This is a genomic window from Sphingomonas sp. S2M10, from assembly GCF_012650175.1.
In the GTDB taxonomy this organism is placed as follows: Bacteria; Pseudomonadota; Alphaproteobacteria; order Sphingomonadales; family Sphingomonadaceae; genus Sphingomonas.
This window is the reverse complement of sequence record NZ_JAAILI010000027.1, coordinates 1-25,770: the sequence shown is the minus strand read 5'-3', so window position 1 is coordinate 25,770 and position 25,770 is coordinate 1. Positions and strand designations below refer to the sequence as shown.

The 25,770-nt window shown below is 64.0% G+C and carries 24 protein-coding genes and 2 pseudogenes; 16 read left to right on the top strand and 10 right to left on the bottom strand.

Features of this window, described 5'->3' with window-relative positions; genetic code table 11:
- Window positions 1–112 precede the first annotated feature (112 nt).
- The 8 genes and pseudogenes from S2M10_RS07365 to S2M10_RS07330 all read right to left on the bottom strand — a co-directional run.
- Window positions 113–2,359 (bottom strand): annotated as a pseudogene (locus S2M10_RS07365) (strawberry notch-like NTP hydrolase domain-containing protein); the annotation flags it as partial.
- A gap of 152 nt (window positions 2,360–2,511) precedes the next feature.
- Window positions 2,512–3,156: an antitoxin of toxin-antitoxin stability system gene (locus tag S2M10_RS07360; protein WP_168845547.1), complete on the bottom strand. Its 645-nt coding sequence runs from the start codon at window positions 3,154–3,156 to the stop codon at window positions 2,512–2,514.
- Window positions 3,149–3,565 (bottom strand): hypothetical protein, encoded by a 417-nt coding sequence (locus S2M10_RS07355; protein WP_168845546.1) that lies wholly within the window; start codon window positions 3,563–3,565, stop codon window positions 3,149–3,151. Before S2M10_RS07355 ends, S2M10_RS07360 begins: the two co-directional genes overlap by 8 nt.
- A gap of 70 nt (window positions 3,566–3,635) precedes the next feature.
- Window positions 3,636–4,097, bottom strand: a complete 462-nt coding sequence (locus S2M10_RS07350) for a hypothetical protein (RefSeq protein ID WP_168845545.1) — start codon at window positions 4,095–4,097, stop codon at window positions 3,636–3,638.
- Between the two features lie 99 nt (window positions 4,098–4,196).
- Complete coding sequence (locus S2M10_RS07345; RefSeq protein WP_168845544.1) at window positions 4,197–6,335, bottom strand: ParB N-terminal domain-containing protein; 2,139 nt, start codon at window positions 6,333–6,335, stop codon at window positions 4,197–4,199.
- A gap of 185 nt (window positions 6,336–6,520) precedes the next feature.
- Complete coding sequence (locus tag S2M10_RS07340; protein WP_168845543.1) at window positions 6,521–6,895, bottom strand: DUF2958 domain-containing protein; 375 nt, start codon at window positions 6,893–6,895, stop codon at window positions 6,521–6,523.
- Entirely contained in the window at window positions 6,892–7,857 is a 966-nt protein-coding gene (locus tag S2M10_RS07335; RefSeq protein WP_168845542.1) for a zincin-like metallopeptidase domain-containing protein, read from the bottom strand. Before S2M10_RS07335 ends, S2M10_RS07340 begins: the two co-directional genes overlap by 4 nt.
- Before the next feature lie 172 nt (window positions 7,858–8,029).
- Window positions 8,030–8,308, bottom strand: a complete 279-nt coding sequence (locus S2M10_RS07330) for a hypothetical protein (RefSeq protein ID WP_168845541.1) — start codon at window positions 8,306–8,308, stop codon at window positions 8,030–8,032.
- A gap of 336 nt (window positions 8,309–8,644) precedes the next feature.
- Here S2M10_RS07330 and S2M10_RS07325 point away from each other — a divergent pair, with 336 nt between their 5' ends.
- From S2M10_RS07325 to qatD, 9 genes are all read left to right on the top strand, one after another.
- Window positions 8,645–8,947: a DUF1778 domain-containing protein gene (locus tag S2M10_RS07325; RefSeq protein ID WP_168845540.1), complete on the top strand. Its 303-nt coding sequence runs from the start codon at window positions 8,645–8,647 to the stop codon at window positions 8,945–8,947.
- 3 nt (window positions 8,948–8,950) lie between these two features.
- Window positions 8,951–9,460 (top strand): GNAT family N-acetyltransferase, encoded by a 510-nt coding sequence (locus tag S2M10_RS07320; RefSeq protein ID WP_168845539.1) that lies wholly within the window; start codon window positions 8,951–8,953, stop codon window positions 9,458–9,460.
- A gap of 10 nt (window positions 9,461–9,470) precedes the next feature.
- Window positions 9,471–10,799 carry an SIR2 family protein gene (locus tag S2M10_RS07315; RefSeq protein WP_168845538.1) on the top strand — a complete coding sequence of 443 codons (1,329 nt, stop codon included), beginning with the start codon at window positions 9,471–9,473 and terminating at the stop codon, window positions 10,797–10,799.
- Window positions 10,796–12,817: an ATP-binding protein gene (locus tag S2M10_RS07310; RefSeq protein WP_168845537.1), complete on the top strand. Its 2,022-nt coding sequence runs from the start codon at window positions 10,796–10,798 to the stop codon at window positions 12,815–12,817. Before S2M10_RS07315 ends, S2M10_RS07310 begins: the two co-directional genes overlap by 4 nt.
- Window positions 12,814–13,713 carry a 3'-5' exonuclease gene (locus S2M10_RS07305; protein WP_247650685.1) on the top strand — a complete coding sequence of 300 codons (900 nt, stop codon included), beginning with the start codon at window positions 12,814–12,816 and terminating at the stop codon, window positions 13,711–13,713. The genes S2M10_RS07310 and S2M10_RS07305 overlap by 4 nt, the downstream gene beginning before the upstream one ends.
- A gap of 127 nt (window positions 13,714–13,840) precedes the next feature.
- Window positions 13,841–15,709 carry a P-loop NTPase fold protein gene (locus tag S2M10_RS07300; RefSeq protein WP_168845536.1) on the top strand — a complete coding sequence of 623 codons (1,869 nt, stop codon included), beginning with the start codon at window positions 13,841–13,843 and terminating at the stop codon, window positions 15,707–15,709.
- A 238-nt stretch (window positions 15,710–15,947) separates the two neighbouring features.
- Entirely contained in the window at window positions 15,948–16,541 is a 594-nt protein-coding gene (gene qatB / locus S2M10_RS07295; RefSeq protein WP_211090916.1) for a Qat anti-phage system associated protein QatB, read from the top strand.
- A complete protein-coding gene (gene qatC / locus S2M10_RS07290; protein WP_168845534.1) occupies window positions 16,538–17,815 on the top strand; it encodes a Qat anti-phage system QueC-like protein QatC in 1,278 nt (425 codons plus the stop codon). The genes qatB and qatC overlap by 4 nt, the downstream gene beginning before the upstream one ends.
- Window positions 17,812–18,555, top strand: a complete 744-nt coding sequence (gene qatD / locus S2M10_RS07285) for a Qat anti-phage system TatD family nuclease QatD (RefSeq protein ID WP_168845533.1) — start codon at window positions 17,812–17,814, stop codon at window positions 18,553–18,555. The genes qatC and qatD overlap by 4 nt, the downstream gene beginning before the upstream one ends.
- Window positions 18,556–18,579: 24 nt before the next feature.
- On the opposite strand, the gene S2M10_RS07280 is transcribed toward qatD, so the two are convergent.
- Window positions 18,580–19,821, bottom strand: coding sequence for a site-specific integrase (locus S2M10_RS07280; RefSeq protein WP_168845532.1), 1,242 nt, complete (start codon window positions 19,819–19,821; stop codon window positions 18,580–18,582).
- Window positions 19,822–20,018: 197 nt separating this feature from the next.
- Window positions 20,019–20,558 (bottom strand): annotated as a pseudogene (locus S2M10_RS07275) (JAB domain-containing protein); the annotation flags it as partial.
- Window positions 20,559–20,842: 284 nt separating this feature from the next.
- Here S2M10_RS07275 and S2M10_RS07270 point away from each other — a divergent pair.
- The 7 genes from S2M10_RS07270 (at window position 20,843) to uvrC (ending at window position 25,627) form a co-directional block, all read left to right on the top strand.
- A complete protein-coding gene (locus tag S2M10_RS07270; RefSeq protein ID WP_168845530.1) occupies window positions 20,843–21,127 on the top strand; it encodes an AtpZ/AtpI family protein in 285 nt (94 codons plus the stop codon).
- A 20-nt stretch (window positions 21,128–21,147) separates the two neighbouring features.
- On the top strand, window positions 21,148–21,906 hold the full coding sequence (locus S2M10_RS07265) for a F0F1 ATP synthase subunit A (RefSeq protein WP_211090919.1): 759 nt from the start codon (window positions 21,148–21,150) through the stop codon (window positions 21,904–21,906).
- A 66-nt stretch (window positions 21,907–21,972) separates the two neighbouring features.
- On the top strand, window positions 21,973–22,185 hold the full coding sequence (locus S2M10_RS07260) for a F0F1 ATP synthase subunit C (RefSeq protein ID WP_010544368.1): 213 nt from the start codon (window positions 21,973–21,975) through the stop codon (window positions 22,183–22,185).
- Window positions 22,186–22,206: 21 nt separating this feature from the next.
- The gene (locus tag S2M10_RS07255) at window positions 22,207–22,701 is read left to right on the top strand and encodes an ATPase (protein ID WP_168845528.1); all 495 of its coding nucleotides are present in this window, start codon (window positions 22,207–22,209) and stop codon (window positions 22,699–22,701) included.
- Window positions 22,694–23,245, top strand: a complete 552-nt coding sequence (locus S2M10_RS07250) for a hypothetical protein (RefSeq protein WP_168845527.1) — start codon at window positions 22,694–22,696, stop codon at window positions 23,243–23,245. Before S2M10_RS07255 ends, S2M10_RS07250 begins: the two co-directional genes overlap by 8 nt.
- Window positions 23,246–23,281: 36 nt before the next feature.
- A complete protein-coding gene (locus S2M10_RS07245) occupies window positions 23,282–23,485 on the top strand; it encodes a hypothetical protein (protein WP_168845526.1) in 204 nt (67 codons plus the stop codon).
- Window positions 23,486–23,704: 219 nt separating this feature from the next.
- Window positions 23,705–25,627, top strand: coding sequence for an excinuclease ABC subunit UvrC (uvrC, locus tag S2M10_RS07240; protein WP_168845525.1), 1,923 nt, complete (start codon window positions 23,705–23,707; stop codon window positions 25,625–25,627).
- Window positions 25,628–25,770: the final 143 nt, after the last annotated feature.

The following is a 25,770-nucleotide window of genomic DNA, read 5'->3' as shown; positions in this document are numbered from 1 at the left end:
ACCAATATAATGCGCAGCAACCGCGCCCACTATCACGGGAATTCGGTGGCTACGCCGCGTTCCTGCGCATTACCGCGACCTCGCGATAATCGATCTTATGCGCAGCTGCGCATAAGAGCGCGAAGGCCCCGGCATAGCTGTCGTAGATCCGGGTCTGCTCCGGGGTCAGCTCATGCTCGACCAACTCGTATTCGACGCCTTTGAACGACAGCGATCGGGCGGTGTAGAGGCCAAGCGCCCGAAGGTCACGGGCCAGGACTTCCATCGCTGCGACCCCGCCGCCCTCGATGGCCTCGACGAACTCGGCCCGCGTGGCGAAGGGGAAATCCTCGCCTCCCCAGAGGCCGAGCCGCTGCGCATAGGCGAGATTGTGGACCGTGGTGGCGCCGGTCGCCGAGACATAGACGATGCGGGCATCCGGCAGGGCGTGCTGGAGGCGAAGCCCGGCGCGGCCCTGCTGCGAGGCGGCGACGTCCCCGCGTTCTCCCTTGCTGCCCGCAGCATTTTGCATCGAATGCGCCTCGTCGAAAATGATCACCCCATCGAAGTCGGAGCCCAACCATTCGACGATCTGCTTGACCCGCGAAACCCTATCGCCCCGGTCGTCGGAGCGCAGCGTGGCGTAGGTCGTAAAAAGGATACCTTCCGGCAGCGTGACCGGCTTGCCCTGCGGGAAGCGCGACAGCGGCGAGACAAGCAGCCGCTCCATGCCCAAGGCGCTCCAGTCCCGCTGTGCGTCCTCCAGGAGCTTGTCGCTCTTGGAAATCCATACCGCCTTGCGGCGGCCCTGCATCCAGTTGTCCATGATGATGGCGGCGGATTCCCGGCCTTTGCCGACGCCGGTGCCGTCGCCGATGAAGAAGCCCTGCCGGAAGCGGACGGCGTTCTTCGCGTCCTGGGCCGCAGCGCTGACGACATCGAAGGTATCGTCCACGGTCCATGCCCCGGCGAGATGATCGGCATGGGCCTGCCCGGCATAGATCACCGTCTCAAGCTGCGCATCGGACAGCAGGCCGAGGATCGTCTTCGGCAGATGCGGACGGTAGCTGGGCTTCGGAGGCGCGACGCTTGCCATCGCCGCAGACTGGACGAGTTGGGTCGGATGGGTCTGTGCGCCAGGAATGCGGATGACCTGAAGCCCGTATTCCTCGTAGATGGCGTCGGAGATATTGCCGCGCTCAGTTGGCTGCCAGTCGACGGCCTCGTAGTCGAGCGGCACGGCCTCCGGCTCGGACAGCGGCGCGGGCCGGGCGGATTTCGCGGCGCGGTTGACATAGCCGCGCACGGTGCGGAGCGCGGGCGCCGCCGGGACGACAGCGGCGGCGGCGGGCATCTCGACCGGCAGACGAGCCGGAAGCCCGGCAAGCCAGGACATCAGCGTGGCGGCGTCCGGCGCGACGCCGGGAGCGGCTGGAAAGACGGAAGGATCTTCGGCGGGCAGCTTGTCGATGACGGTCAGCCGCGTCGGAATTGTCGTGCCATGCTTGGCATAGACCGAACCGTCGATGGCGGTGGAAAAGACGACGCGGCCGCGCTCCTGCAACCGGGTGAAGGCATCTCGCCAGATGGCATTGTCAGGGGCGAAGCTGGCGCCGGTGATCGTCACCAGCCTCCCGCCGGGCGCGAGACGCGCCAGCGCCGAGGCGACATGGCGGTAGGCGGCATCGGCCACACGGCCCTCGACATTGGCCAGCACCGAGAACGGCGGGTTCATCATCACGACGCTGGGGACCTGGCCGGGATCGAGATGATCGTCGATCTGGGCCGCGTCGAAACGGGTGATGGAAAGGGCCGGAAAGAGGGAGGAAAGCAGCGCCGCGCGCGTCTCGGCCAGCTCGTTCAAAACCAGCGCACCACCGGAGATCTCGGCGAGGATGGCGAGCAACCCGGTCCCGGCCGAGGGTTCCAGCACCCGGTCAGAGGGCGTGATGGCGGCGGCCGTGGTAGCGATCAGGCCAAGGGGGATCGGCGTCGAGAACTGCTGGAAGGTCTGCGTTTCCTCCGACCGGCGCGTATGCGTCGGCAGAAGCCCGGCGATCTTTGCCAGCATCGGCAGGCTCTCGGCCGCAGAGCCGGATTTACGGAAAAGCGCCTTTCCGTACTTGCGCAGAAACAGGACGGTCGCGGCCTCGCAGGCATCATAGGCGGTCTTCCAGTCCCAGGCGCCGGTGGCGTCGGACGCGCCGAAGGCCGCTTCCATCGCGCCGCGCAGCGTGGCGGCGTCGATGCGCTGGCCGCGTTCGAGATGGGGCAGCAGCACCCCTGCCGCCGCGAAGATGGAGGCAGCGGTATCGCCGTCGGGGGCAAGCGGAAGCGACGCGGCGGACTGCGCCGCCGCGGATGCGGAAATCATGTTCATGGGGAAGGCCTCGGGAGAGCGGGACAGGATCGAGCCGCGCGGCGCTCTCTCTCGACCGCACCAGCTCAAACCCGTCCCGGCCTCCCTCTGCCTCTCAAGTGGCGGGTGTGGCCGGCATGACAAAAGCGCCCCCGCAGGGGCGCTTGTCGGGATCAGCCGAAGCGGCGGCCAGCCTCGGTGAAGGTGTATTCGTTGGCCGCGATGGTCTCGTCCACCGCCTCGTCGGAGGACAGATAGTCGTATTCCCGCTCAAGCTGCCGGTAGAGCCAGCGGGCGAGATCGCGCAGCGCCTCGGTCACGACTTCCTCGGCATCCTTCGTCATGCCCTGCCAGGTCGGACTGTCGCGCTCGACGGTGATCGCCATGCAGTATTCGTGATAGTAGTGGCCGCGATGGTTGGCCTCGGCCCAGAGCTGGTAGAAATTCCGTCGCTGGACCGACTGAAGCGCATCGGCGATGCCGTGCAGGGTCGTATCCTGCGGTGCGTATTCCCTGATCCGCTGCGGGGCCTCCTTCCGATAGGAATACCAGGTGTCGAAGCAGGCGCCGTCGCCCTGGCTCCAGAAACCGCGAAACCAGATGCAAGGCTCCTGCCGTGTGCTACCGCCCATAAGGCGGACGGCACGGGTCTTGAGCCGCAGGCCGAGGATTTCCGCGATCCGCTGGAAATCCTCATAGACGGCATCATACCAGTCGTAGTCGAAGCCGCCTTCGCGATACCAGGCGCGGGCCTTTTCCTTCGCGGCGTCCGAAAGTTCGTCCAGCCGATAGACGGTGGTTTCGATGACCTTACTCATCGGGATCACCTCCATCGAGAACCTGGGCGAGCCAGCCATCGGTATAGGTCCATGCGACCGTCTCGCCGGTGGAGAGATCGAGGACATGCGCGCCGCCACCGAAGCTGTCCAACCTGGGTCGGGAGCAGGTGTTGGCGTATTGGAAGCCCCAAAGTCCGGTCAGGCCAAACGCGGCGGCGCAGCGTTTGACGAACTGGATCACATACTCGGGATCGCCGGTGACGTCATCGCGCATCCAGAGCTGCGTCCCGCCATGTTCGGGCTGGATCGACAGCAGGAATCCGTCCGAAGGAGGGTCTTCGGCGGCGTTCTCTCCGGACAGCGCGTTGTAGAGATCGAGCGCACGGGCGGCGTTTTCGGGCGTGCCGACATCGAGCAGGCAGGAGAAATGGGTGAAATAGTCGGCCATGTCAGGCTCCTGAAACGAGAAGGCCCGGAACGAGGCCGGGCGAGGTTGAGGGAACGGGAAGGGGACGTCGCTAGAGATCGTAGGGCGGCGTCGGATCGGCGGCCCCGATGCCGGGCAGTCGGCCGACGACCCAGCACCAGTAGCCGGATCGCGTGTCGCCATTGGCGACGTCTGCGATCCATGACGCGACGGGATGATCGGGGTATTCCCCCCAGATGCCGCCATGGGCGGTCATCAGGTCGGCGGGATCGGCATGGTCTGGCTCGATGTCACACTCCATCGTAGAGAAGAACTCGTCGCGTTCGAGCATTCGTTCGAAATATTCCTCGCCGATCTCGTCGTCGGGCGGCGGCTCCTGGTCGAAGGCATGGCTCCACCATTCCCGGGCGATGCGTGTGCGCCAGATCAGGGCCTGGTCCTGGTCGAGGAAGACGCGAATATCGGTGCCATACGGGTGCTCATAGGTGGCAACATGGACGGATCGCGCAATGTGCTGGCCGATCGCGGGGTTGATGTCGGACGGCATGGTCATCTGGCCTCCTGAAGCGAAAATGGCCCGGCGAGGTGCTGGGCCTTGCGGTGGAAGGTGAGAGGCGGCAGGGCGGCCCGGGCCGCCCTCCCGGGGTTCGGGTCATTCCGCGGCGACCATCGCCGGTTCCTCGGCTTCAGGTTCCGCGGCGGTCTCGTCCTCGCCGGCGAGGAAGGCCGGAAGCGCCGCGTCATCCTCGCTCTCCGGCGCGTCGACCGCGACCGGCTCGTCCGGATCGGCCATGCGCAGCGGTTCGGGCAGCCAGCCGGTGTCGGCCAGCAGGCGCTCGGCTTCCCGCGCCATATCGGCTTTCTTCAGATGGTCGATGAGCTGGGCTGCGCCTTCGCCGGCGCCTTCGCGCACGGCTTCGAGGATGCGGGTCTTCGGCACGCGGCTGAGGTAATTTTCGGCGGTCGGCCGGAACCCGGCGTCCACCATGTCGAGGCCGGTGGCGCGGGCCAGCCGGTCGGCTTCCGCCATGCGCCGGTCGAGACCCGCCTGCGAGATGCCGGAGGCGCTCATCGGATTGGGCCGCTCGTAGAGCGCGTTGATCCCGAAGGCGACGCAATGGGCGAGCAGCGCCAGACGGCTGGTTTCGTCAAGGGTGACGAGCCAGTCCCATAGCGCATCCTCGTCGGCGGGCAGGTCCGCCTTCCAGTCCTCATGCCGCTGGTCGACCGATTTCGCATAGGGCGTATCGGCGAGATCCTTGCTCTGCTCGCGGAAATGGACCCGATTGATCCAGGCTTGCACGGTGGAGCCGGAGGTGGACGCCTGCCGGAACGTGTCGCGCACCAGCCGGTGCAGCAGGGCCGTAAGCGCCACATGCGGATTGGCGCCGACCGCTTCGCGCAACGCCAGCGAGCGATGGGCGGTCAGCTCGATCACCAGCCGTTCGGGCAGCGGCTTGATGACGTCTTCTTCCTCCTCGTCATCCGGTTCGTACGGCTGTCCGCCGATGGTGATGACAGCGCCCGTGGCCCCGTTCAAGGTGACGATGGCGTCGGGATCGGCTGCGGCAGCTCCGTCTTTGCCATCAGTCTCGACGGGGGCCTCGTCCTCGGTCCGGACATAACCGCGATCGACGACAGCTTCGCCGGCGCGGTCGATGCTGATGAAGACGCCGGCGCGGCCGATCTCGGCGGGATCGTAGATGACCGGGCGCGTCTCGAAGGCTTCCAGCGCCGTCTCGATCTCGCCAAGGCGCTGGTCGATCTCGTCGGGAAGCTCGTCCGTGCCCTCATATTCGGCTTCGATCCGGTCGTATTCCGCGCGCAACGCCTCACGCGCGGCCCGTTCCTCATCGGTCAGGTCGGCATAAGTAACGTCGAGGACGCGCAGACCGCGATCATAGCCATAGGGCAGATCGGTATCGACGATGATCCACTTCCAGCCCTCGGCGGCGATTTCGTCGGCGATGGCCTTGAGCTTCTCTGAGACCAGCCGGTCGAGAAGCGCGGGATCTTGCAGCCAGCCGCCGCCGTCCTGCTGGAACAGGTCGCGCAGAACGAGGCCGCCCGCCTGTTCATAAGCCTCGATGCCGACGAACAGGGCGCGCTTGTCCTCCGCCGGGACCGTGGTTTCGGTGAGCAACTGGCGGATATGCCAGGGCTGGCGGTTGTAGGATTGCTGAATCGCCTCCCAGACTTGTTCCTGACGGGCATGGTCGGGGTTGACGGTGAAGGCCATCAGCTCTTCGAGCTTCATGCCGTCCTCGGCATAGACATCGAGGAGGACGGGCGAGACCGAAGCCAGGCGCAGGCGCTGCTTGACGACCTGAACGGTGGTGAAGAAGGCGCTCGCGATTTCCTCCTCGCTCATGCCCTTGCGGCGCATGTCGAAGAAGGCGCGAAACTGATCGAGGGTATGCAGCGGTACCCGCTGGGTGTTTTCCGCCAGGCTGTCGTCCTCGGCGAGAATCGGCGTCGAGGGATCGCGCACGACGCAGGGAACCGGCGCGGTCTTGGCGAGGCGCTTCTGCTTCACAAGGATGGCGAGGGCCTGATAGCGGCGACCGCCGGCCGGAACCTCATACATGCCGGTCTCAGCGCCCTCGGCATCGAGGACCGGCCGGACATTGAGGCTCTGGAGGAGCGTGCCGCGGCGGGCAATGTCCTCGGCCAGTTCCTCGACCGAGATGCCGGCCTTGACGCGCCGGACGTTCGACTGGCTCAAGACGAGCTTGTTGAATGGGATGTCGCGCGAGGGCGACAGGACGATTTTCTGGGTGGCGGTAGCCATCGTGGTAGTCTCCGCGACGGGCGGCCGGGAGCCTCTCTCTCGGCCTCCAACCCGTCACGAAGCGAAGCGCCGCCCTCTCACTCTAGGAGGGCAGCGCCGCAGAACCTGAGAAGCGCAAAGCCGGAAATACGGAAATCCGCATTTCCGGCATTACGCGGATATGGCGGGTGAGCACCGGCCGCCGGTCATGTCCCGTGTTCTCGTCCGGTAAGCGCGAGCGCATGGACGATGCGTTGCGCGGCGCGGATACTGCCTGCCTCACGGGCCGCCTCTGCCCAGGCCGAGACCGGCAGGCTGGTGGTGAACAGAAGGTCGCGCTCGATCCCCATGCCGAACGGCAGGCGGATTGCCTGCATTTCGGGCAGACTCCAGCTTCCGAGTTCGGGATAGCCGATGTCGGCCAGGCCGAACATGATGTCGCCGTCCGCATCCAGTTCGGTGGCGAGCCAGACGCCTTCGCCGAGCGGGTTGAAGAATTTGACCACCGGCACATGATCGAAACCACGGCGGCGGCCATTGGCGAGAAGCTGGTCGCGCAGATCGTCGGTGAGGAGAATCATGCCACCCTCCTGTCGATCGAGGTTTCGTCATCGGCCGCGTCGATCCTGTCCGCATCCGGCAGGAAGGACAGAATCCAGTCGGCGGCCTTGCTGGCCTGCGAGGCGGCGCGGACGATGGCGCGGTTGTCCTCGCGCAGCACCGTGAGCCAGGAACCGATGTAATCGGCATGGCGGACGGTCGGCACGATGCCGAGCGAGGCGCAGCAGAAGGCGGCGTTGATCTCGGCGACCAGCTCCTCGAAGGCATATTTCTTCGTGCCGAAGGAGCCGGAGAAATCGCGGCCGAGGCGCGAGGGATGCCCGGTGGCGTGGCCGAGTTCGTGCAGCGCCGTCCGATGCCAGTTGATCGGCTCGAAATACGCCTGCGGAGGCGGCACCTGCACGAAGTCCTGCGAGGGGACATAGAAGGCTCGATTGCCGCCAATGCGGAAGTCGATGCCGGTGGCCCGGATCAGGGCCTCGGCACGCGGCTCGATCATGCCCGGCGCAGGCGGCGGCGCGGCGACGGCGATCTCCTCGGGCAAGCCGTCGCATTGGGCGGCGTTGAAGACGGTGAACCGCTTGAGGAACGGGATGCGGCCCGGCTCTTCGCCGGTCTCGCGGGCGCGGCGCTTCTCGTCCTCCGGGGTGAAGCGGTCGGCATAGACGACGGTGGTTCCGCGTTCGCCCTTGCGGACATTGCCGCCGAGCGACAGCGCCTGGCGGAAGGTGAGCCAGCTCTGGCCGGGAAAGCCATGCTCGATCACCGCGCCCCAGAGGATCAGCACATTGATCCCCGAGTAGCGCCGGCCGGTGGCCGCGTTCTGCGGCATGGCGAGCGGCGCCTTGACGGCCGCCGCGCCCCAGGGCTGGACCCAAGGCAGACGGCCGGCCTCCAGTTCGCCGATGATCTTGTTTGTGATGTCGTCGTAAAGGCTCGCCCTGCCGGAGCCGGGGCGCGCGCTGCGATCCTGTCTGGACATCGCGGTTCTCCGCGACGGGCGCCGGAGACCTCTTCTCCAGCCCTCAACCCGTCACGGTAAACCCCATCCGCACTCTCACTCTAAGGGGGCGTTGCGGGGTCTCCCCGCTCGATGGGGGTGCGCCGACAACGAAGTGTCGGCCAGGGGGAAGGCTTTCCCCCACCAATGTCCCTCACGGGCGCCGATATTTCCGCATTTCCTCGTCGGCGATGGCCTGAACCACCTTCAGGTCCATTTCCGCAACGGGCGACAGTCGCGCCACCTCGGACGCCACCTTGGCCCAATGCCAGAAACCGGACCTGTCCTGCATGGCCCGGCTGCGTGCGGCCAGACGCTGCGCCTCGTAATAGGCATGGCGTCCGTGCCGCTCGATCATCACCCACGCATCCTGCTGCCATCGAAGGCGGATCTGTCTGCGTTTCTCGATCCAGGCGGCAAGGATGCGGAACATTCGGCCTCGCTTTCCGGTCTCGGCCGGCGCGGTGAGCGCAAAGCGCGTTTGATCTTGATAGGTCGCCCGACCGCGAAATCAGCGAAAGACCGCAGATTCTCTGTGCTTTTCCGGCAGCGGCAATGCAGCATCGTGGCTCCACGGAAATTGTGCAACAACCTGCTGCACAATTTCCGGGTCGGGTCGTCGCCATCAGGCTCCCGACCGACCGTCGAATGAAATCTGCCTCTTTGCTTCGGCCCCTCCGGGCGGCACCGTCGTGTTCGCTGGCTGGCCTGTATCTTGATTTTTCCGGCCACTGGCCGTACATATCTCCGATAGATTGGAGATCGAAAAATGGCTGAAGCAGCAAAGAGGTCAACGGCTGGCCGCGTCCGGGGGGAACGCCTCGAGACGCGCGTGACCGCTGATCAGAAGCGTCTGATCGAACATGCCGCTGCCTTGCAGGGCCGCTCCGTGACGGATTTTGTCCTGACGAGCTTGCAGGATGCGGCGCGGCGCGCCATCGAGGAACATCAGCATCTGGAACTTTCGGTGCGGGATAGCCAGGCGTTCGTCCAGGCTCTGGTCGAGCCGCGGCCGGTCACCGAACGACTGCAAGACACCGTTCGCCGCTATCGCGAGAGAACAGGCATCTGACGGGTGGGGGGAGCGGACGACATCCTGCGGGTCGAGATTCTCGGCCCGCACCATGACCGATCAGGGTTCGAAAGCGGTGTAGCGCCGCTCGACCGGTATTTCCAGACACAGGCCGGACAGGACGCGAGAAAGAAGATGGCGGCGCCGTTCGTCCTCGTGCTGAAGGACGGCAGTATTGCCGGATACTACACGCTCTCTTCGACGGCGGTGCGGCTTCCGGAACTGCCGGAGGCCGTCGTCCGCAAGCTGCCGCGCTATCCTCTGATCCCGGCGACCTTGCTGGGTCGCCTCGCTGTCGATCAGCGCTACCAGGGAAGAGGATATGGCCGGTTTCTTCTCGCGGACGCGCTCTACCGGGCCGTGCGCAGCGAGATCGCATCCTTTGCGGTGATCGTGGACGCCAAGGACGAAGGCGCGAAGCGCTTCTATGAGCGCGAGAGTTTTTTGCCGTTTCCTGATCAGCCGATGAAGTTGTTCCGGCCGATGGCGGATATTGAAGCATTGTTCAAATGAGGGGGTGTTCGTGGCGGATTCCGATGGAGAAGAACCTGAGAAGTTGACATTCAAATTTCTGCGGGGCGTCGAGGCTGATGCCGGCGAGCTTGAATGGCCGGCCGGCGCCGATGTCGTCAGGAAAGCGCTGTCGGAATCGCTGAACGCAAAGAACGTGGCGTTCCTGCTCGGGGCAGGATGCTCGTCGTATTACGTCAAGGAAGCTGACGATCTGCTAGGTGATGACTGGCGGGAGGTTGGCATCCCGACAATGGCACCTCTCGCCAAGGAGTTTACGAAGGCGCGGGCCGCCGACGAGGCGGGGTTCCCGACGGCAGCCGAGCGGAAAGCTCTCACCGACGAGTTCGGGATCGATATTGCGGACAAGGAATATGCCCGCAACCTTGAACGGTTGATGGAACTGCTGTTCAGCCTCCGGTTCACGCTCTCACGAAGCACGCTTCCCAAGGCAAAGGAAAACCTGAAGGTCGTCAATTCGATCATCCAGAAGGTGCAGGCTTTCCTCTGGGGCAAATGCACGAACGGAGCGTTTGCCAATGGCGACAGCACCGTTGGGACGCTCTACGAAACATTCTACAGAAAGCTGGTCCTGCGTGACCGCTCGCTGCCGCGTCCGTGGATTTTCACCACCAACTATGACCTTTTCAACGAGACGGCGATGGACCGGCTCGGCTTGCCTTACGCCAACGGTTTCTCCGGCGTGGTCGAGCGTCGCTTCAATCCGGCGACCTTCCGTTACGCGCTTGCCGAGCAGCTCGATCTGACCAACAGGAAATGGTCGGCTGTGGATGGCTTCGTCTATCTCTGCAAGATACATGGGTCGATTAGCTGGACCGAAGACGATCACGGCCTGTTTCCGATCCGCGAAACGGCTGTCTCGAAAGGGCAGGAACCGGGGAAGGTGATGATCTATCCCACCCCCGCGAAGCAAAACTCCAGCCTCGGATCGCCCTATGCCGACCTGTTCCGCGAGTTCCAGTCGCGGATCGTGAGGGAGCAAAGCGTTCTCTTCACCATGGGATATGCCTTCGGCGACGAACACATCAACAATATCATCTACCAGGCGCTCACCATACCGACGTTCCGCCTGGTAATCTTCGTCGATCCGACAATGGAGGGAGAGGTGGCCAAGCTCCGCGCCCTGAACGATCCCCGCATCTGGATCATCGGTGGCAGCGGTCCGGAAGCCGACCGCAAGGCGCATTATTTCGATACGATCATCGAAGAGTTCATGCCCCAGCGCCCGAGCGAGCGCATCGACGATGCAATCCGGAAAGTGCTGGAGGCGATGTCCCCGAAGAAGGCTGAGGCTCCGTCCACCGATGGAGAGAGCGAATGAGCCGCGACGACCGCAAACGCGCCATCGGCAAGGTGGTCTCCGTCGCGGCCGACCGCTTCGTCGTCGAGATGCACGCCGGCACGGACAATTTCACCGTCGTCGGATTCGATGACGTCCACTATGTCGCTCGTCTCGGCTCGTTCCTGATGATTCCGGTCCAGACAGAATATGTCGTGGTCGAGGTCGTCGGCCTGCGGGAGCGGGACATCGCCAGCGCCGGGCGAGGCGAAGGGGAGTTGGACAAGGCGGCGTCAGCGAAATATCTCGACGTCGTGCCGGTCGGGATGCTGCCACAGGACCGCAGCGCAAAGTTCCGCTTCGGCGTCTCCGTATTTCCGTCGCTCTATGCGGATGCTCTCTATGCTCTCGATGCGGAGCTTGATCGCGTTTTCGAGACCGACAAGCCGAGCGAACCTGCTCCGGGTCTCAATGGCGCCCCGCCGGTGCCCGAGGATGCGACGCGCTTTCGCGCCCTGTCGATCGGTCGCTCTGTGGTGTTCGAGGGCTACGACGTCAAAGTCCGGATCGACGACTTTTTCGGCGGCCATACCGCTGTGCTTGGGAATACCGGGAGCGGGAAGTCCTGCACCGTTGCGTCTGTGCTCCAGTCGTTGTTCGACAAGGCGGACGAGTTCCATGCCCGAGGGGCGACGTTCGTGGTGTTCGACGTGAACGGCGAATACGCCAATGCGCTGATGCCGCTCACCAAAGAGAACGGCATTGGCGTCGCCCATGTCGTGTTGGATGGGACCGCAGCCGACGGAAAGTTCCGCCTCCCGCATTGGTTCCTGGAACAATCCGAATGGGAGCTGCTGCTTCAGGCCAGCGAGCGAACCCAGCTTCCGATACTGCGCATGGCGCTCGGCCTCGCTACACTGTTTTCCGCGGGAGCAAGCGCTGAGCTGAAGGGCATAAAGAACCACATCCTCGCTACGTGCCTGAGCCAGATCCTCCGCGATGATACCGGCAGCCCTTCGAAGCATGATCGGATGGTCGGCCTGCTACAGCGATTCAACACCGCCGAGATCGGCACGGCAAAGATCAAGCCATATATAAAGATCAGCTTTGGCCAGATGGCTGATCCGGATGGCCTGACAAAATATCTGCTCGGCGACGCAAATGGCGGTGGGTTCATCATCGATGGGCTCAAGCTCCCGGCCTATTCCAATCTGCCGTTCGACTTCGCGGCGTTGGGGGAGGCGCTGGACCTCGCGATACTTTACGAGGAGGCGCACGGGAACAGGCAGATTCGAGACTATTGCTCGCAGATGCTGACCCGCTTCAAATCCCTTGAGGAGCGCCCCGAATACGAATTTCTTCGTCACAACGCGGCGGGCGGACCGGCGGAACTGTCTCGCGACAAGTTTCTGGAGAGACTCCTGGGTCTGGAGCGCAATGGAGCGAACTGGCTCAAGCGGGATCAGATCATCATCGTCGATATGAATGCGGTGGAGGATGAAGTCGTCGAGCTGGTGGCATCCGTGCTCGCACGGATGGCGTTCAGATTGTTGCGGCAAGCCGATCCGCGGAATCGCTTTCCGGTGCATCTGCTTCTCGAAGAAGCGCACAGATATATTTCCGAAGCTACCTCTCGATATGCAATCGACGCCAGCAAGATCTACGAGCGCATTGCCAAGGAGGGACGAAAATACGGGCTTTTCCTGTTGGTTGCGTCGCAACGACCGAGCGAACTATCGAAAACCGTGCTCTCGCAATGCTCGAACTTCGTTATCCATCGCATACAGAATCCTGACGATCTTTCGCAGATCCGGCAGATGACGCCATTCATTTCTGAAGCGGTTCTGAAGCGTTTGCCTTCCTTGCCGAAGCAGCACGCGCTCGTCTTCGGAACATCGGTGAACCTTCCGACCACCTTCAAGGTGCGGGAGGCAAAACCGCTTCCGAAAAGCGATGACGCGAAGATCGGGGAACTCTGGTTCCATGAGGAGGGGCGGGCAGCTCTGGTCAAGATTGCGCCCTCCGCTCCAGCCCTTCCCCCTGATACGGCCACAGCATGATGGGCCAGCCGGATGCAGCGCTGGAGGCCGCGGCAGCTCTACTGGAGGCAAGCCAGGACTACCGGGTTCTCCGCCGCCTGCAGCCGAGGGCGCCGGTGATGGGGATACCGGAACAGGATACCCGCCTCGGGCTGTTCGTGGACGTGGAAACGACAGGTCTCGATCCGTCGAAGGATGAGATCATCGAGCTTGCCATGGTGCCATTCCGGTATTCGCTCGACGGCATCATCGTTGACGTCGGAGAGGCGTTTGATCGGCTCCGAGAGCCGTCGGCGCCTATACCTGCCTCGATAACCGCGTTGACAGGCATATCCGATGCGATGGTGGCCGGCCAAAGGATCGATCCGGACGAGGTTACGCAATTCGCGCTTTCTGCTGCTGTCGTCATTGCCCACAACGCTGCTTTTGATCGCAAGTTTCTTGAGCGTTTCTGCCCGTCATTTTCGCTCAAGCCCTGGGCCTGCTCGATGTCGGAGATCGACTGGGCTGCGGAGGGATTCGAGGGGACCAAACTCGCATATCTCGCGGTGGGATGTGGCTTCTTCTATGATCGGCATCGTGCGGCGAATGACTGTTTGGCGGCGGTGGAGGTGCTGTCACGCTCGCTTCCGAAGTCCGGCGTCAACGCTCTTGGCCACCTGCTCGCGCGTGCGCGCCTGCCGACATGGCGCATCTGGGCCGAAGGCTCGCCCTTTGAGTTCAAGGATCACCTTAAGTCGCGGGGGTATCGTTGGAACGGTGAGGAGAACGGCCGTCCCCGTGCCTGGTATATCGATGTCACCGATGAACAGAGAGAAGCAGAACTGGCCTTTCTGAAGAAGGAAATCTATCAGCGCGACGTTGACCTGAAACCTTCGCGGATCACGGCCTATGAACGGTTCTCTGAGCGAGTGTAGCAGGCATTGGAGAAAACCTGGGGGCCACGTCAGCAACGCTCGCCTTGGAAGCAATTCCTGTCTAACTTTAAGTAAATAGATAAAGTATTTGCGCGATTCGGCGCGAGCAGAGGATTAATCCGAACCGATGTGGCCCGACAATGAGACTGAACGGGACTTCCTGAATTTCTCAGGCGTTGCAGACACGGTGGCGGAGATCATCGTTCAGGCGCGAGGACGACCGATCTCTATTGGTGTGTCCGGCGCCTGGGGCATCGGCAAATCCTCGCTGATCAAGCTCACTCAGGCGTCGCTGGCCGCGCGACCCCGCAAGGAAGGCGAGCGAGAATTTGTGTTCGTCGAATTCAATGCCTGGCTTTATCAGGGCTACGACGATGCGCGCGCTGCGCTCATGGATGTGATCGCAACGAAGCTGGAGAAGGAAGCCAAGGCTCGCGAGAAAGCGATCGACAAGGCCAAGGCCCTGGTCAAGCGCGTGAACTGGCTACGGGCGGCCAAGCTGGTTGCGGGCTCGACGGTGGCCATGTCGCTCGGTCTGCCGCCTACCGGATTGATCGGCGAGGTGTGGGGGTTGGGCCAGCGCTTCTTATCGGGCGGGGTCGACGCCACGCTGATCGAAGAGGCGAAGGGCAAGGCAGGTGAGGTTGCCGAGACGGCGAGTGGATTGCTCAACCCGAAGGAGGAAACATCGCCGCCCAAGGAGATTCAGGCGCTCCGGGACAACTTCGAGGAAACTCTTGAGGATCTCGGCGTCACGCTGGTAGTGCTGATCGACGATCTCGATCGCTGCTTGCCCGAGACGACGATCTCGACGCTTGAGGCGATCCGGCTGTTCCTGTTTCTGAAGAACACCGCCTTCGTGATCGCCGCCGACAACGACATGATCAAACATGCCGTTCGACGGCACTTTGAGGGTGTCCCCGATGATCTCCTCGTCACCAACTACTTCGACAAGCTTATTCAGGTGCCAATCCGTGTGCCGCCCTTGGGCACTCAGGAAGTGCGCGCCTATATGATGCTCTTGTTCGTTGAGAACAGCGACCTCGCGGATGATGTAAAGGAGAAGATCCGTAGTGGGGTCGTCGCCCAATTGCGACAGACTTGGGCCGGCAAGCGCGTCGACCGCGCGTTTGTGCAGTCGCTGCACGATGCTTTGCCCGCCGAGTTGATCGGCCGCTTCGACACCGCGGACCGTTTGGCCCCGCTCATGACGACGGCGTCGGGCATCCTTGGCAACCCACGCCTGATCAAGCGCTTCCTCAATGCGCTCGCTATTCGCATGACGATCTCCAACGCGCAGGGCGTCGGCGTCGATGAGGCGGTCCTGGCCAAGCTGCTGTTGTTCGAGCGGCTCGGCAACGCCAAGGCATTTGCTGAATTGATGGCACAGGTGAGCGCCAGCGACACCGGCAAGCCTGCCTTCCTCGCCGAATGGGAAGAGAAGGCGATCGCGGGGCAGGAACAGGTTCTGCCGGCACCTTTTGACGAACCCTTTTTCGCTGAGTGGCTTACGCTCCCGCCAGCGCTTGCCGACACCGATCTGCGCGGAGCCCTCTATGTAAGCCGTGAACATGCGCCGCTGATCACGCCCGAGGACCGCCTTTCATCGGAGGCGGCTGAGCTTTTGACGGCGCTCCTGCAGCATCCGGAGATGGCGTCGAACCTGAAAGACCGACTTTTGCGGGTGCCTCGGACGGAAACCACGGTGATCATGGACCGGCTTTTGGATCGTGCGCGGCAGGAGCAGGAGTGGGGCGTGCCAGCCGTTCTGGAAGCCTGTCTCGTCGTGGCCGAGGCCGACCCGCCGCAGGGGGCGAGGCTTGCCGCCTTCCTCGGTGAGCGTCCCACCGCGCAGATTCAGGCGAATATCGTGCCGAAGATCGGGGACCAGCCCTGGTCGAAGGGGGTCTTCGACATCTGGGATCGGGGGCAGGTGTCAAGGCCGGTTAAGGCGGCGATCAAGAGGCAGAGGGAAAATGGGAACGTCACAATCTAGTGGAGGCCCGGGCAGCGGCGTCTCGATGGTGCCACCCTGGACCCCAGACCCGCCCGCGGGCGAGGCGTCTGGAAATGGGGCGGAGGGCGGGGACGCTCCAGCCGATGACGGTGCTGCGGCCCCCCAGGTTCCGCCGCCGGCGCCCGCACCGCTCGCCCCTCCAGCCCGCTTTCTTGGTGCGCGTCGTGCGCTAGGCGAGTTCGCAAAATCAGGTGATAGTGGGGACATGCGGCGCAGCATGGGTCACTACGTCCGGACCGGCTATGGTGGATCGGCAACGGCGACTCGGCGCTTCGGAGGTACGGCGACGACCGCCGGCGCGCTTGGTGGAGCGCTGGCGCGGGTTGCAGCGGGACAGCCGGCCGAACCTGGCAGCCCGCTTGATCCGGCGCTCCTCGCGGGGCGCAATGTGCAGGACGTCATGAACGCCGTTGTGGAGGCGGTTCGGCCGGTTGACGGGACGCAGGACGCTGAAGCTGAGCGCGCGGCAATTCGGGATGCCTTGACCGAGCTTCTTACCCGGTTTCCAGACGCGGATCTGCTAAATCTCGACCCTGAGCAGCGCGCCTTCGCCATCGAGCGTTTCACGGCAATCGACGTCTTCCGTCGCTTTGAACTCGATGTCGGCAAGACCATCGTTGAGAAGGCGCCGAGTGCGGTGACAGCTCTGTCTCGACTCAAGGAAGTCCGGGACTACGTAAAGCAGAGCGTGGCGGCGGCATTCCGCAAGCTGCGCGATGCCGGACGCAGCCTCACCAGCGGTCGCATCAGTCAGGTTGTTAGGGATGCTCTGAGGGAGACATTCGAAGTGTTTGAAGGATACGCGGAATGAGGCTGGCCTGCGGTCCAGACGGCGCCGAGCTGCCCGGTGGTGACGGTATCATGCGCGTGGTTCTTTACGGCCAGCCGCGGGCCGAGGGGGAGGGAAGTGCTGGCGATGCGGCGAAATCCGAGATCCAGCGCCGACGACTTGACCCGGCTCCGCGGGCTTGGGACTTGTTGTCGATCGCGCTGAGCGTCGTGACGGCAGATTTCGCGGTCTTGCGCGACAAGAGCCCGGACGGGTGGACACGGGAGATCGAACTCGACATTGCCGTAGCGGACGCGCCGTTCTGGAACGGGCAGGCCCGGGCTTTGGCCGAAGCGCTGGCATTCCTCACGACCGACCGCTGGACCTTGCGATTTTACGAGGGTGGGATGCTGCCCACGCCGCCTCGCGAACCCGTCCGGCCGCCCGAGAGTTGTGTGGTCCTTCTGTCCGGCGGGCTGGACAGTCTGATCGGAGCAATTGATCTGACCGCAGCTGGCCATAAGCCATTCGCAATCAGCCAGACAGTTCGAGGCGACGCGGACAAGCAGGTCGACTTTGCCGCAAAGATCGGGGGCGGTCTCGGACACCTGCAACTAAATCACAATGCACATACGCCAGGCGTGCAAGAAGCCTCGCAACGGGCGAGATCGCTTGTTTTCATCACCTTTGGCGTGATCGCTGCCACGGCCCTTAAAGCCTATCGGGAAGTCGCGGAGGTGCCGCTCTTCGTGTGCGAGAACGGCTTCATCGCCATTAACCCGCCTCTGACCGGCGGACGGCTCGGAAGCCTCAGCACTCGCACCGCGCACCCGGAGTTCCTGGCTCGACTGCAAAAGGTGCTGGATGCGGCAGGTCTCCGTGTCAGGATCACCAACCCTTATGCCACGAAAACCAAGGGCGAAATGCTCAAAGGGTGCGCAGACCAGAAGTTGCTTGGCGCTGAGGCTGCGCGTTCGACGAGTTGTGGCCGGTTCCAACGGTTCAACTATCGACAATGCGGCCGATGCGTTCCGTGCCAAGTCCGCCGGGCGGCGTTCCTCGCGTGGGACGCCACCCAGGATACGACAGATTACGTCTACGAACCGATCGGAAAGGATGATGCAGATCACTCGGGGTTCGACGACGTGCGCTCAGTTGCAATCGCGCTTGCGGCCATCAAGGCAGACGGCATTGAGGCGTGGCTCGGTCATGCGTTGGCGTCCCCGTTCATCGCAGATCGACCGGCTCTTGTCGGTATGCTTGAGCGCGGTCTTGAAGAGCTTCGCGCACTTCATCAGGCTTACGGCGTTAAATGATCGATTTCCACGCGCATCTGGACCTTTATCCCGATCCGCACGCCGTCGCGGGCGAGTGCGCCGCTCGCGATCTCTACGTACTTTCTGTCACGACAACGCCATCTGCCTGGTCCGGAACGGCGGCGCTGACAAAGGATGCGCCGCGTATTAGAACCGCGCTCGGACTGCATCCCCAAATTGCGCATGAGCGTAAAAGTGAGCTTCCGCTGTTTGAGCGCCTGTTACCGCAGGTTCGGTATGTTGGCGAAATCGGTCTGGATGGCGGTCCAGAATACCGGCGATATTGGCCGGACCAGGAGCATGTCTTCACCCGCGTGCTCAGTCTTTGTGCTCGCGCCGGGGGGCGCGTCATGACCGTTCATAGTCGTCGCGCGTCTACCCAAGTTCTTGATGCGCTGGCGATGGAGCCCGGTGCGGGCATAGCGATCCTTCACTGGTTTTCGGGAACGCAGAGGGAGCTTGCGCGTGCGGTCGATCTGAATTGCTGGTTCAGCGTTGGCCCGGCCATGTTGGCCGGCGAAAAGGGGCGGACACTGGCGGCTAAGATGCCACGAGACCGAGTCCTTACCGAGACGGATGGTCCTTTCGCACAGGTTGACGGGCGAGCGGCATGGCCGTGGGATGTAGATCAGGCGGTAGAAGCGCTGTCAAAGATCTGGTCTGAGCCTATCGACTTGGTGCAGCGCCAGCTCGATAGCAACTTACGCCGACTAACCAAGCAGAGGGTTGCTAACGGCTGACCACCAAGGTTGGAGGGCCAGAGATCATGCGGCCGCCTTCAGGTGCTTTTTCGCCAGCATGGCGCGGACGAACTTATCCCATTTAGCCATTCCGGCGCGCTTTTCGACCATATAGTGCCAGCGGTCATAGTGCTTCGAGCTGACGTCCTGCAAGGCGTGGTTTTGCAGCCGGTCGCGGATTTCCTTCGACACGCCCGCCTTGCCGGCCAGCGTTTTGAAGGTCCGGCGCAAGTCGCGATTCGTGACGTAGGGAATCACGCCGCGGTCCCGCTGCCGCCACATGAACGCATAGAGCGTGCCATGGCTGACGGGCTTCGACGGGTCTTTGGCAGACGGGAAGAACCAGCCGTATTCATTGACGTTGATGGAAGAAAGCAACTCTGCGGCGAGAGACGGCACCGGGACGGCATGGGGCTGATTGTTCTTGGTCTTGGACCAGTCGATGATCTTCTCCTTGGCGTCCCATTGGTCGATATGGAGGCTGGCGATCTCCTCGACCCGCTGGCCGGTCAGCATGATGAGCCGGACGGCGCGGGTGTAGGGCGGATGGACTGGCGTGTCGGGGCATTCGAGCCAGCGATAGAGTTGGACGAACTCGTCTTCATCGAGCCAGCGCGTGCCCTGTACCTTGGGTTCGGTCGGAATGCCCGTCGCCGGATTAAAGGGGATGCGGAACCGGCGGGCGGACTGCTGACGATAGTCGTTATCGGACTTCATGCCCCAGCTAAAGGCGGCATGGATATAGGAGCGCACATGGTCGGCCATCGACTTGGCGCCGCGCTCGTAGATTGGGCGGATCAGCTCAATGATTTCCTCGGCCTCGATCTCGCGGGCGTCCCGGTTGCGACCGAGCGTGTCGGCGATCTTGTTGAGGCCCTTTTCCGTCTCCTTCCAGGAGGATTTGCCCGCTTCCTTGAGTGCGGCGACATAGCCCGCGAACAGATCTTCGACCGAGCCGGGGCGGGTGTCGGTGGCGATCTTGATGCTGCGCCCCTTCTGGATGACGTTGGAAAAGTCGCGCTTGTAGATTTCGCGGGCCTGGGCGAGCGACATCGAGGGGTAGGCGCCGATCTTCTTCTTGGTCCGTTTGCCGTCGCGCCATTGCTGCGCCATCCAGTCGGCAGTGACACGCTTCGGCATGGGCTTGAGAACGAGGACGAGACGGCCGGTGCCGCGTCCTTCGCCATCGGCGAGGTTCTCCTGTTTCTTCGACTGCTCGACCCGCTTCAGCGCGTGTCGGATCGCGGTATCGGTCAGGGCTGGCATGGCATTTGCTCCTTGTCCGTAACTGGGATCGGTCAAGGAGAAACGGGGGGCGCTTACAGGGAGCGGGAAGCCGTTTTCTACCCCTAAAACCGCACCCAGTTTGCCATGACCGCCCCCACTACGCAACGGCAAAAAAAGGAGAAAATGAAAGTGATTTCAACGTGCATGAGCGTGCATCAGAGTGCGCGAAAATGGGCAGTAGGATGATTGTGGACCAGGATCAGCGCCGCCGAGCCCAGATGCAGCGCGCGGGCGATTACCTGGCGGACATAGAGCGGCGCCTCGTCGATCGAGCCTTCGTTCATCAGCTCGTCGCGGATCAGCATGTTGCGGGTGTTGAGGTGGAGCACGCGCACCCGCTCGATCGCGTGCGGGGCCATGTCGGCGCGCAGATAGTCGAGCAATGCCTGCCAGTTGGCCAGCACCGGCTGTTCGCGGACCTTGGCCTGGAGCAGCCGCAGCGCGGCGGCGTGCACCGCCTTGAGCGCGGCGATCTGGGTGTCCTTCATCCCCTCAATCCGCAGCATCGCCTCGGCATCGGCGGCGAGCAGGCCGGGGAGGCCGCCAAATTCCTTGAGCAGCGTTTTGGCGAGCGGTTTGGTGTCCTTGCGCGGGATGGTCAGCGCCAGCAGATATTCGACCAGTTCGTGATCGAGCAGCGCCTCCGGCCCGCCCTCGAACAGGCGCTGGCGCAGCCGCGCGCGGTGACCGCTATTGTCTGGTGCGTCGAGGGGCATCCGCGCGACTATGCAGGTGCGGCGGCGACGCTGCAATCCGCTGTCGGCGTGCGGGCGGGAAACCGCCTTCTGTTGCACCGCAACGGAGACAAATGGCGGTTTTCTGCGGAAGCGAACGGTATAGCCGTGCATGAATCGGCAATGAAGCGCAGCATGTTGCAACGGTTGACTCGGCCGATTGGTCTTCCTAAAGCGCCATCACGTCGCGGCCATCGGCTTGCGATGCTGTATGTCGCCCGCCCGATGCGCGGCGGCTTTTTCATATCTGGATCGCCGTGCTCGCTTTGTCTGACGACCCTATCCGTTCCGACCTCGACCGTCGCATCGCCGATGCGAAGGCGGCGGTGCGCGAGGGCCAGGCGCCGGTGCGCAAGCCCGAAAAGGGCTACAAGCAGGGCTCGCGGGTGCTCGCCGAACTGATCGGCGCACCGCTGGGCGGCGGGGTGATCGGTTTCGCGCTGGATCGCTGGCTGGGAACGAGCCCCTGGGGGCTCTTGATCCTGCTGGTGCTCAGCGTGATCGTGGCGTTTCGCAACATCTACAAGATTTCGAAGGAGCGCGCAGAGTGAGCGCCGGCAAAATCGATCCGATGGAGCAGTTCAAGGTCGAGCCCGTGCTGGGCCGGCATCTCGACCTGTTCGGCTATGACATCTCCTTCACCAACTCGGCGCTGTTCATGTTCGTGGTCGCCGCGCTGCTGTTCATCTTCATGGTGGGCGGCCTGCAGCGCAAGCTGATCCCGGGCAAGTGGCAGCTGATGGTGGAAGGCGCGGTCGGGTTCATCGACTCGATGGTCGCCGTGAACATCGGCAAGGGCGGCAAGAAGTTCGCGCCGTACATCTTCTCGCTGTTCTTCTTCATCCTGTTCGCCAACCTGGTCGGCGTGCTGCCGCTGGCGATCCTGCCGGGGCTGCACACCTTCGCGGTGACCAGCCACATCACCGTCACCGCGGTGCTGGCCTTCTTCTCGTTCGGCATCGTCCTCGCGGTCGGCCTGATCAAGCACGGCTTCAAGTTCTTCTCGCTGTTCGTGCCGCACGGCGCGCCGGCCTGGCTGATGCCGGTGATCATCCCGGTCGAGCTGGTCTCGTTCCTGGTGCGCCCGTTCTCGCTCGGTCTGCGACTGTTCGTCGCGATGACCGCGGGGCACATCCTGCTCGAAGTGTTCGGCAGCTTCGTCGTCCAGGGCTTCGCCAGCGGCACGCCGCTCGGCGGTCTGGTCGGCGTGCTCAGCTTCGGCATGATCGTCGGCGTCAGCGCGCTCGAGCTGCTGGTCTGCGCGATCCAGGCCTATGTGTTCGCGCTGCTGACCTCGCTGTATCTCCACGACGCGGTGCACCTGCACTAAGTCGATCCGTTTCGTACTGAATTTTTAAGATTATCTAGGGAGCTAGAAATGACTGATCTGGGTGCAATGTACATCGGTGCCGGCCTGGCTGCGATCGGTATCGGCCTCGCCGCGCTCGGCGTGGGCAACGTGTTCGGTTCGTTCCTCGAAGGCGCGCTGCGCAATCCGGGTGCCGCTGACGGCCAGCAGGGCCGCCTGTTCATCGGTTTCGCCGCGTCGGAACTGCTGGGCCTGATCGCGTTCGTCGTCGCGATCCTGATCCTCTTCGTCGTCAAGTAAGCAGAACGGAGGCCTCGGCCGATGCCGCAGTTAGATCAGATATCGGAGATCTACGCCTCGCAGGTCTTCTGGCTCGCGATCGTATTTGCCCTGATCTACTTCGGGATCGGCAAGGCGATGGTCCCGAAGATCGAGCGGACGATGGAAGATCGCTCCGCCCGCATCAGCGGCGACCTCGCGGCAGCCGAGGCGGCGCGCGACGCCGCCAAGGCTGCGGACGAGGCCTATCAGGCGGGGCTGGACGCTGCCCGTGCCGAGGCGCTGCGGGTGACCGCCGGCGCCAAGGCGCAGGCGGCGACTGCCGCCGAAGCCAAGCTCAAGGCCGCGCATGCAGCCGATGAAGCGCGGCTTGCCGACGCGACCCGCTCGATCGCCGAGCGTGAGCAGGCGGCGATCGGCGAGATCGAAGTGGCGACCGTCGAGGCGGTCGAGGCGATCGTGGCCCGCGTGTCGGGCGTCGCGGTGGACCGTCTGAGCGTCGAACAGAAGGTGAAGGCGGCGCTTGCCCATGGCTGAACAAGCTCATTCCCTGAACGCGGAGGTCGGCACCGTGGAACTTCATCATGAGCCGTCCGTGTTCGGCATCACCGCCCCGGGCTTCGTGGCGCTGTCGATGCTCGCGGTGGTGGCGATCATCCTGCTCATGAAGGTGCCGAGCATGATCGGCACCATGCTCGACAAGCAGATTTCCAAGATCCGCACCCAGCTCGACGAGGCGTCGAAGCTGCGTGCGGAAGCCGAGGCGATGCTCGCCGAGGCCAAGACCCGCACCGCGTCCGCCGATGCGGATGCCAAGGCGGTGGTCGCCAATGCCCAGGCCGAGGCGGCAGCGATGCAGGCCAAGGCGGAGGCCGATGCGGCCGAGCTGATCGCCCGCCGCACCCGCATGGCCGAGGACAAGATCGCCGCTGCCGAGCGCAGCGCGATCCAGGCGATCCGCGCCCGCGCCGCCGATGCCGCCACGACCGCCGCTGCCGCGGTGATCGCGGAAAAGCACGGCGCCGAGGCCGACAAGGCGCTGGTCGACAAGACGATCGCCGGGCTGGGCCGGCTCAACTGAGCTGGCCTGCCGCGCCGCCCATGCTATGGGGCGGTGATGGCGGAACAAAAATCCTATCGCTGGCTGAGCGCCGGTGCCCTGGTGGCACTGGCGCTCGCTGCGTTTGTGGCGGTGGTGGCGGTGCGCCACGCGGCGAATGATCACACGCACGCAACCGATGTGAAGGCGCGTGCGGACGAAACGATGCGCCGGATCGAGGCGCAGGTGGACCAGCTGGAGAACGAGGCCGGGGCGAAGTAGTTATTGAGAAGTAGCGTTTCCTCCCCCGCCAGGGGGAGGTGGCGCCGAAGGCGACGGAGGGGGAGGAAGCACGCCGGCGGCGAGGTTCTGGCATCCTCCCCCTCCGACCCGCTTGCGCGGGCCACCTCCCCCTGGCGGGGGAGGATACGGCTCTCTCGATGTGGCGGATTCTCCGAGATTAAGTGGCATCCCCGCCGCCACACCCCTACATCGGCGGCAATGAACGACCCCAATTCCCCCGAGCGATTCAACGAGGAAAAGGCCACCTTCGCGGTGCGCGGCGCCGAGACGCCCGACCTCGAGGCCGGCGTCGCCGCGATCCGCAACGTGCTGCAGACGCTGCCGATCCGTCCCGGCGTGTACCGCATGCAGGATGCCCGCGGCGATGTGCTGTACGTCGGCAAGGCGCGCGCGCTGAAGAACCGGGTGACCAACTACACCCAGGTCGCCCGCCTCTCGAAGCGGCTCCAGCGCATGGTCGCGCAGACCCGCTCGATGACGATCGTCACCACCAACAACGAGGCCGAGGCGCTGCTGCTCGAGGCGCAGCTGATCAAGCGCTACCGGCCGCCCTACAACGTCCTGCTGCGCGACGATAAGTCGTTCCCGTTCATCCTGCTCCGCCAGGACCACGACTTCGCCCGCGTCCAGCTGCATCGCGGCGCGCGGCGCGCCAAGGGCGATTATTTCGGGCCGTTCGCCGGCGCCGGCCAGGTGCGCAAGACGCTCAACGCGCTGCAGAAGCTGTTCCTCCTGCGCAGCTGCACTGACAGCTTCTTCGCCAATCGTGACCGGCCGTGCCTGCTCTACCAGATCCGTCGCTGTTCGGCGCCTTGCGTCGGCCGGATCGACCAGGCGGGCTATGCCGAGCTGGTCAACGACGCGCGCGACTTCCTGCAGGGCCGATCGACCAAGGTGCAGGCAAAGCTGGGCGAGCAGATGCAGGTGGCTGCCGAGAGTCTCGATTTCGAGCTGGCCGCGATCCTGCGCGACCGGCTGAAGGCGCTCACCTTCATCCAGGGCAGCCAGGCGATCAACGCAGAAGGGGTGGGCGATGCCGACATCTTCGCCCAGGCGTGCAAGTCGGGCGTGATCGGTATCGAGGCCTTCTTCATCCGCGGCGGCCAGAATTGGGGCCATCGCAGCTTCTTCCCCAGCCACACCCAGGACGTGCCCGAGGACGAGGTGCTCGCCGCCTTCCTGATGCAGTTCTACGAGGAGGTACCGCCGGCGCGGAACGTGTTCGTCGATCGCGAACTCCCCGAGGCCGAGCTGCTTTCGGAAGCGATGAGCGAGCGCGCCGGGCACAAGGTGGCGCTGTCGGTCCCCCAGCGCGGCACCCGCCGTCGGCTGCTCGACCAGGCCAAGCGCAACGCCGAGGAGGCGCTCGACCGCCGCCTCGCCGAGAGCACGACCCAGGCGAAGCTGCTCCGCGAAATGGCCGATCTGTTCGACCTGCCCGAGCCGCCGAACCGCATCGAGGTCTACGACAACAGCCATATCCAGGGCACCAATGCGGTGGGCGCGATGATCGTCGCGGGGCCCGAGGGCTTCCGCAAGAGCCAGTATCGCAAGTTCAACATCAAGCGCCCCGAGACGATCGCCGGCGACGACTACGGGATGATGCGCGAGGTGCTCAGCCGCCGCTTCGCCCGCGCGCAGGACGAGGACCCCGATCGCAGCCAGGGCGACTGGCCGGACCTGGTGCTGCTCGACGGCGGCAAGGGCCAGCTCAACGCCGCCAAGGCGGTGCTGGAGGAAATGGGCATCGAGGATGTCTGCATGGTCGGCGTCGCCAAGGGGCCGCACCATGGCCGCGACGGCCGCGAGGTGTTCCACCTGATGGACGGCAGCGAGCGGATGCTGCCGGTCAACGCGCCCTTGCTCTTCTACCTCCAGCGGCTGCGCGACGAGGTCCACCGCTTCGTCATCGGCGCGCACCGCGACAAGCGCGCCAAGGCGATCGGCGCCAGCCCGCTCGACGAAGTGCCCGGCATCGGCCCGGCGCGGAAAAAGGCGCTGCTGATGCATTTCGGCACCGCGCGGGCGGTGCGCAACGCCAGCCTGGAAGATTTGCAGAAGGCGCCGGGCGTCTCCGCCGGTGTCGCGCAGCAGGTCTACGACTTTTACCATAGCCGCTAACGCATACGCTTCGTCGTACGCTCTCATGACTGCCATCCGAGATGCTGACCGAGTTTAGTCCTTCGCTGGCCGCGAGACCAGCGGTCGCATTGACCTTGGCGGGTGTGCCGCGGGCGCCTGATCGACGACGATTGATCACGCTC

Coding starts and splice junctions, on each gene's coding strand:
- uvrC (WP_168845525.1), top strand. CDS start 23,705: ATGAACGACCCCAATTCCCCCGAGCGATTCAACGAGGAAAAGGCCACC.
- S2M10_RS07280 (WP_168845532.1), bottom strand. CDS start 19,821: ATGCCAGCCCTGACCGATACCGCGATCCGACACGCGCTGAAGCGGGTC.
- S2M10_RS07260 (WP_010544368.1), top strand. CDS start 21,973: ATGTACATCGGTGCCGGCCTGGCTGCGATCGGTATCGGCCTCGCCGCG.
- qatB (WP_211090916.1), top strand. CDS start 15,948: ATGGGTCACTACGTCCGGACCGGCTATGGTGGATCGGCAACGGCGACT.
- S2M10_RS07245 (WP_168845526.1), top strand. CDS start 23,282: ATGGCGGAACAAAAATCCTATCGCTGGCTGAGCGCCGGTGCCCTGGTG.
- S2M10_RS07310 (WP_168845537.1), top strand. CDS start 10,796: ATGAGCCGCGACGACCGCAAACGCGCCATCGGCAAGGTGGTCTCCGTC.
- S2M10_RS07340 (WP_168845543.1), bottom strand. CDS start 6,895: ATGATTCTCCTCACCGACGATCTGCGCGACCAGCTTCTCGCCAATGGC.
- S2M10_RS07345 (WP_168845544.1), bottom strand. CDS start 6,335: ATGGCTACCGCCACCCAGAAAATCGTCCTGTCGCCCTCGCGCGACATC.
- S2M10_RS07300 (WP_168845536.1), top strand. CDS start 13,841: ATGTGGCCCGACAATGAGACTGAACGGGACTTCCTGAATTTCTCAGGC.
- S2M10_RS07350 (WP_168845545.1), bottom strand. CDS start 4,097: ATGACCATGCCGTCCGACATCAACCCCGCGATCGGCCAGCACATTGCG.
- S2M10_RS07305 (WP_247650685.1), top strand. CDS start 12,814: ATGATGGGCCAGCCGGATGCAGCGCTGGAGGCCGCGGCAGCTCTACTG.
- qatC (WP_168845534.1), top strand. CDS start 16,538: ATGAGGCTGGCCTGCGGTCCAGACGGCGCCGAGCTGCCCGGTGGTGAC.
- S2M10_RS07335 (WP_168845542.1), bottom strand. CDS start 7,857: ATGTCCAGACAGGATCGCAGCGCGCGCCCCGGCTCCGGCAGGGCGAGC.
- S2M10_RS07250 (WP_168845527.1), top strand. CDS start 22,694: ATGGCTGAACAAGCTCATTCCCTGAACGCGGAGGTCGGCACCGTGGAA.
- S2M10_RS07265 (WP_211090919.1), top strand. CDS start 21,148: ATGGAGCAGTTCAAGGTCGAGCCCGTGCTGGGCCGGCATCTCGACCTG.
- S2M10_RS07330 (WP_168845541.1), bottom strand. CDS start 8,308: ATGTTCCGCATCCTTGCCGCCTGGATCGAGAAACGCAGACAGATCCGC.
- S2M10_RS07355 (WP_168845546.1), bottom strand. CDS start 3,565: ATGGCCGACTATTTCACCCATTTCTCCTGCCTGCTCGATGTCGGCACG.
- S2M10_RS07325 (WP_168845540.1), top strand. CDS start 8,645: ATGGCTGAAGCAGCAAAGAGGTCAACGGCTGGCCGCGTCCGGGGGGAA.
- S2M10_RS07360 (WP_168845547.1), bottom strand. CDS start 3,156: ATGAGTAAGGTCATCGAAACCACCGTCTATCGGCTGGACGAACTTTCG.
- qatD (WP_168845533.1), top strand. CDS start 17,812: ATGATCGATTTCCACGCGCATCTGGACCTTTATCCCGATCCGCACGCC.
- S2M10_RS07255 (WP_168845528.1), top strand. CDS start 22,207: ATGCCGCAGTTAGATCAGATATCGGAGATCTACGCCTCGCAGGTCTTC.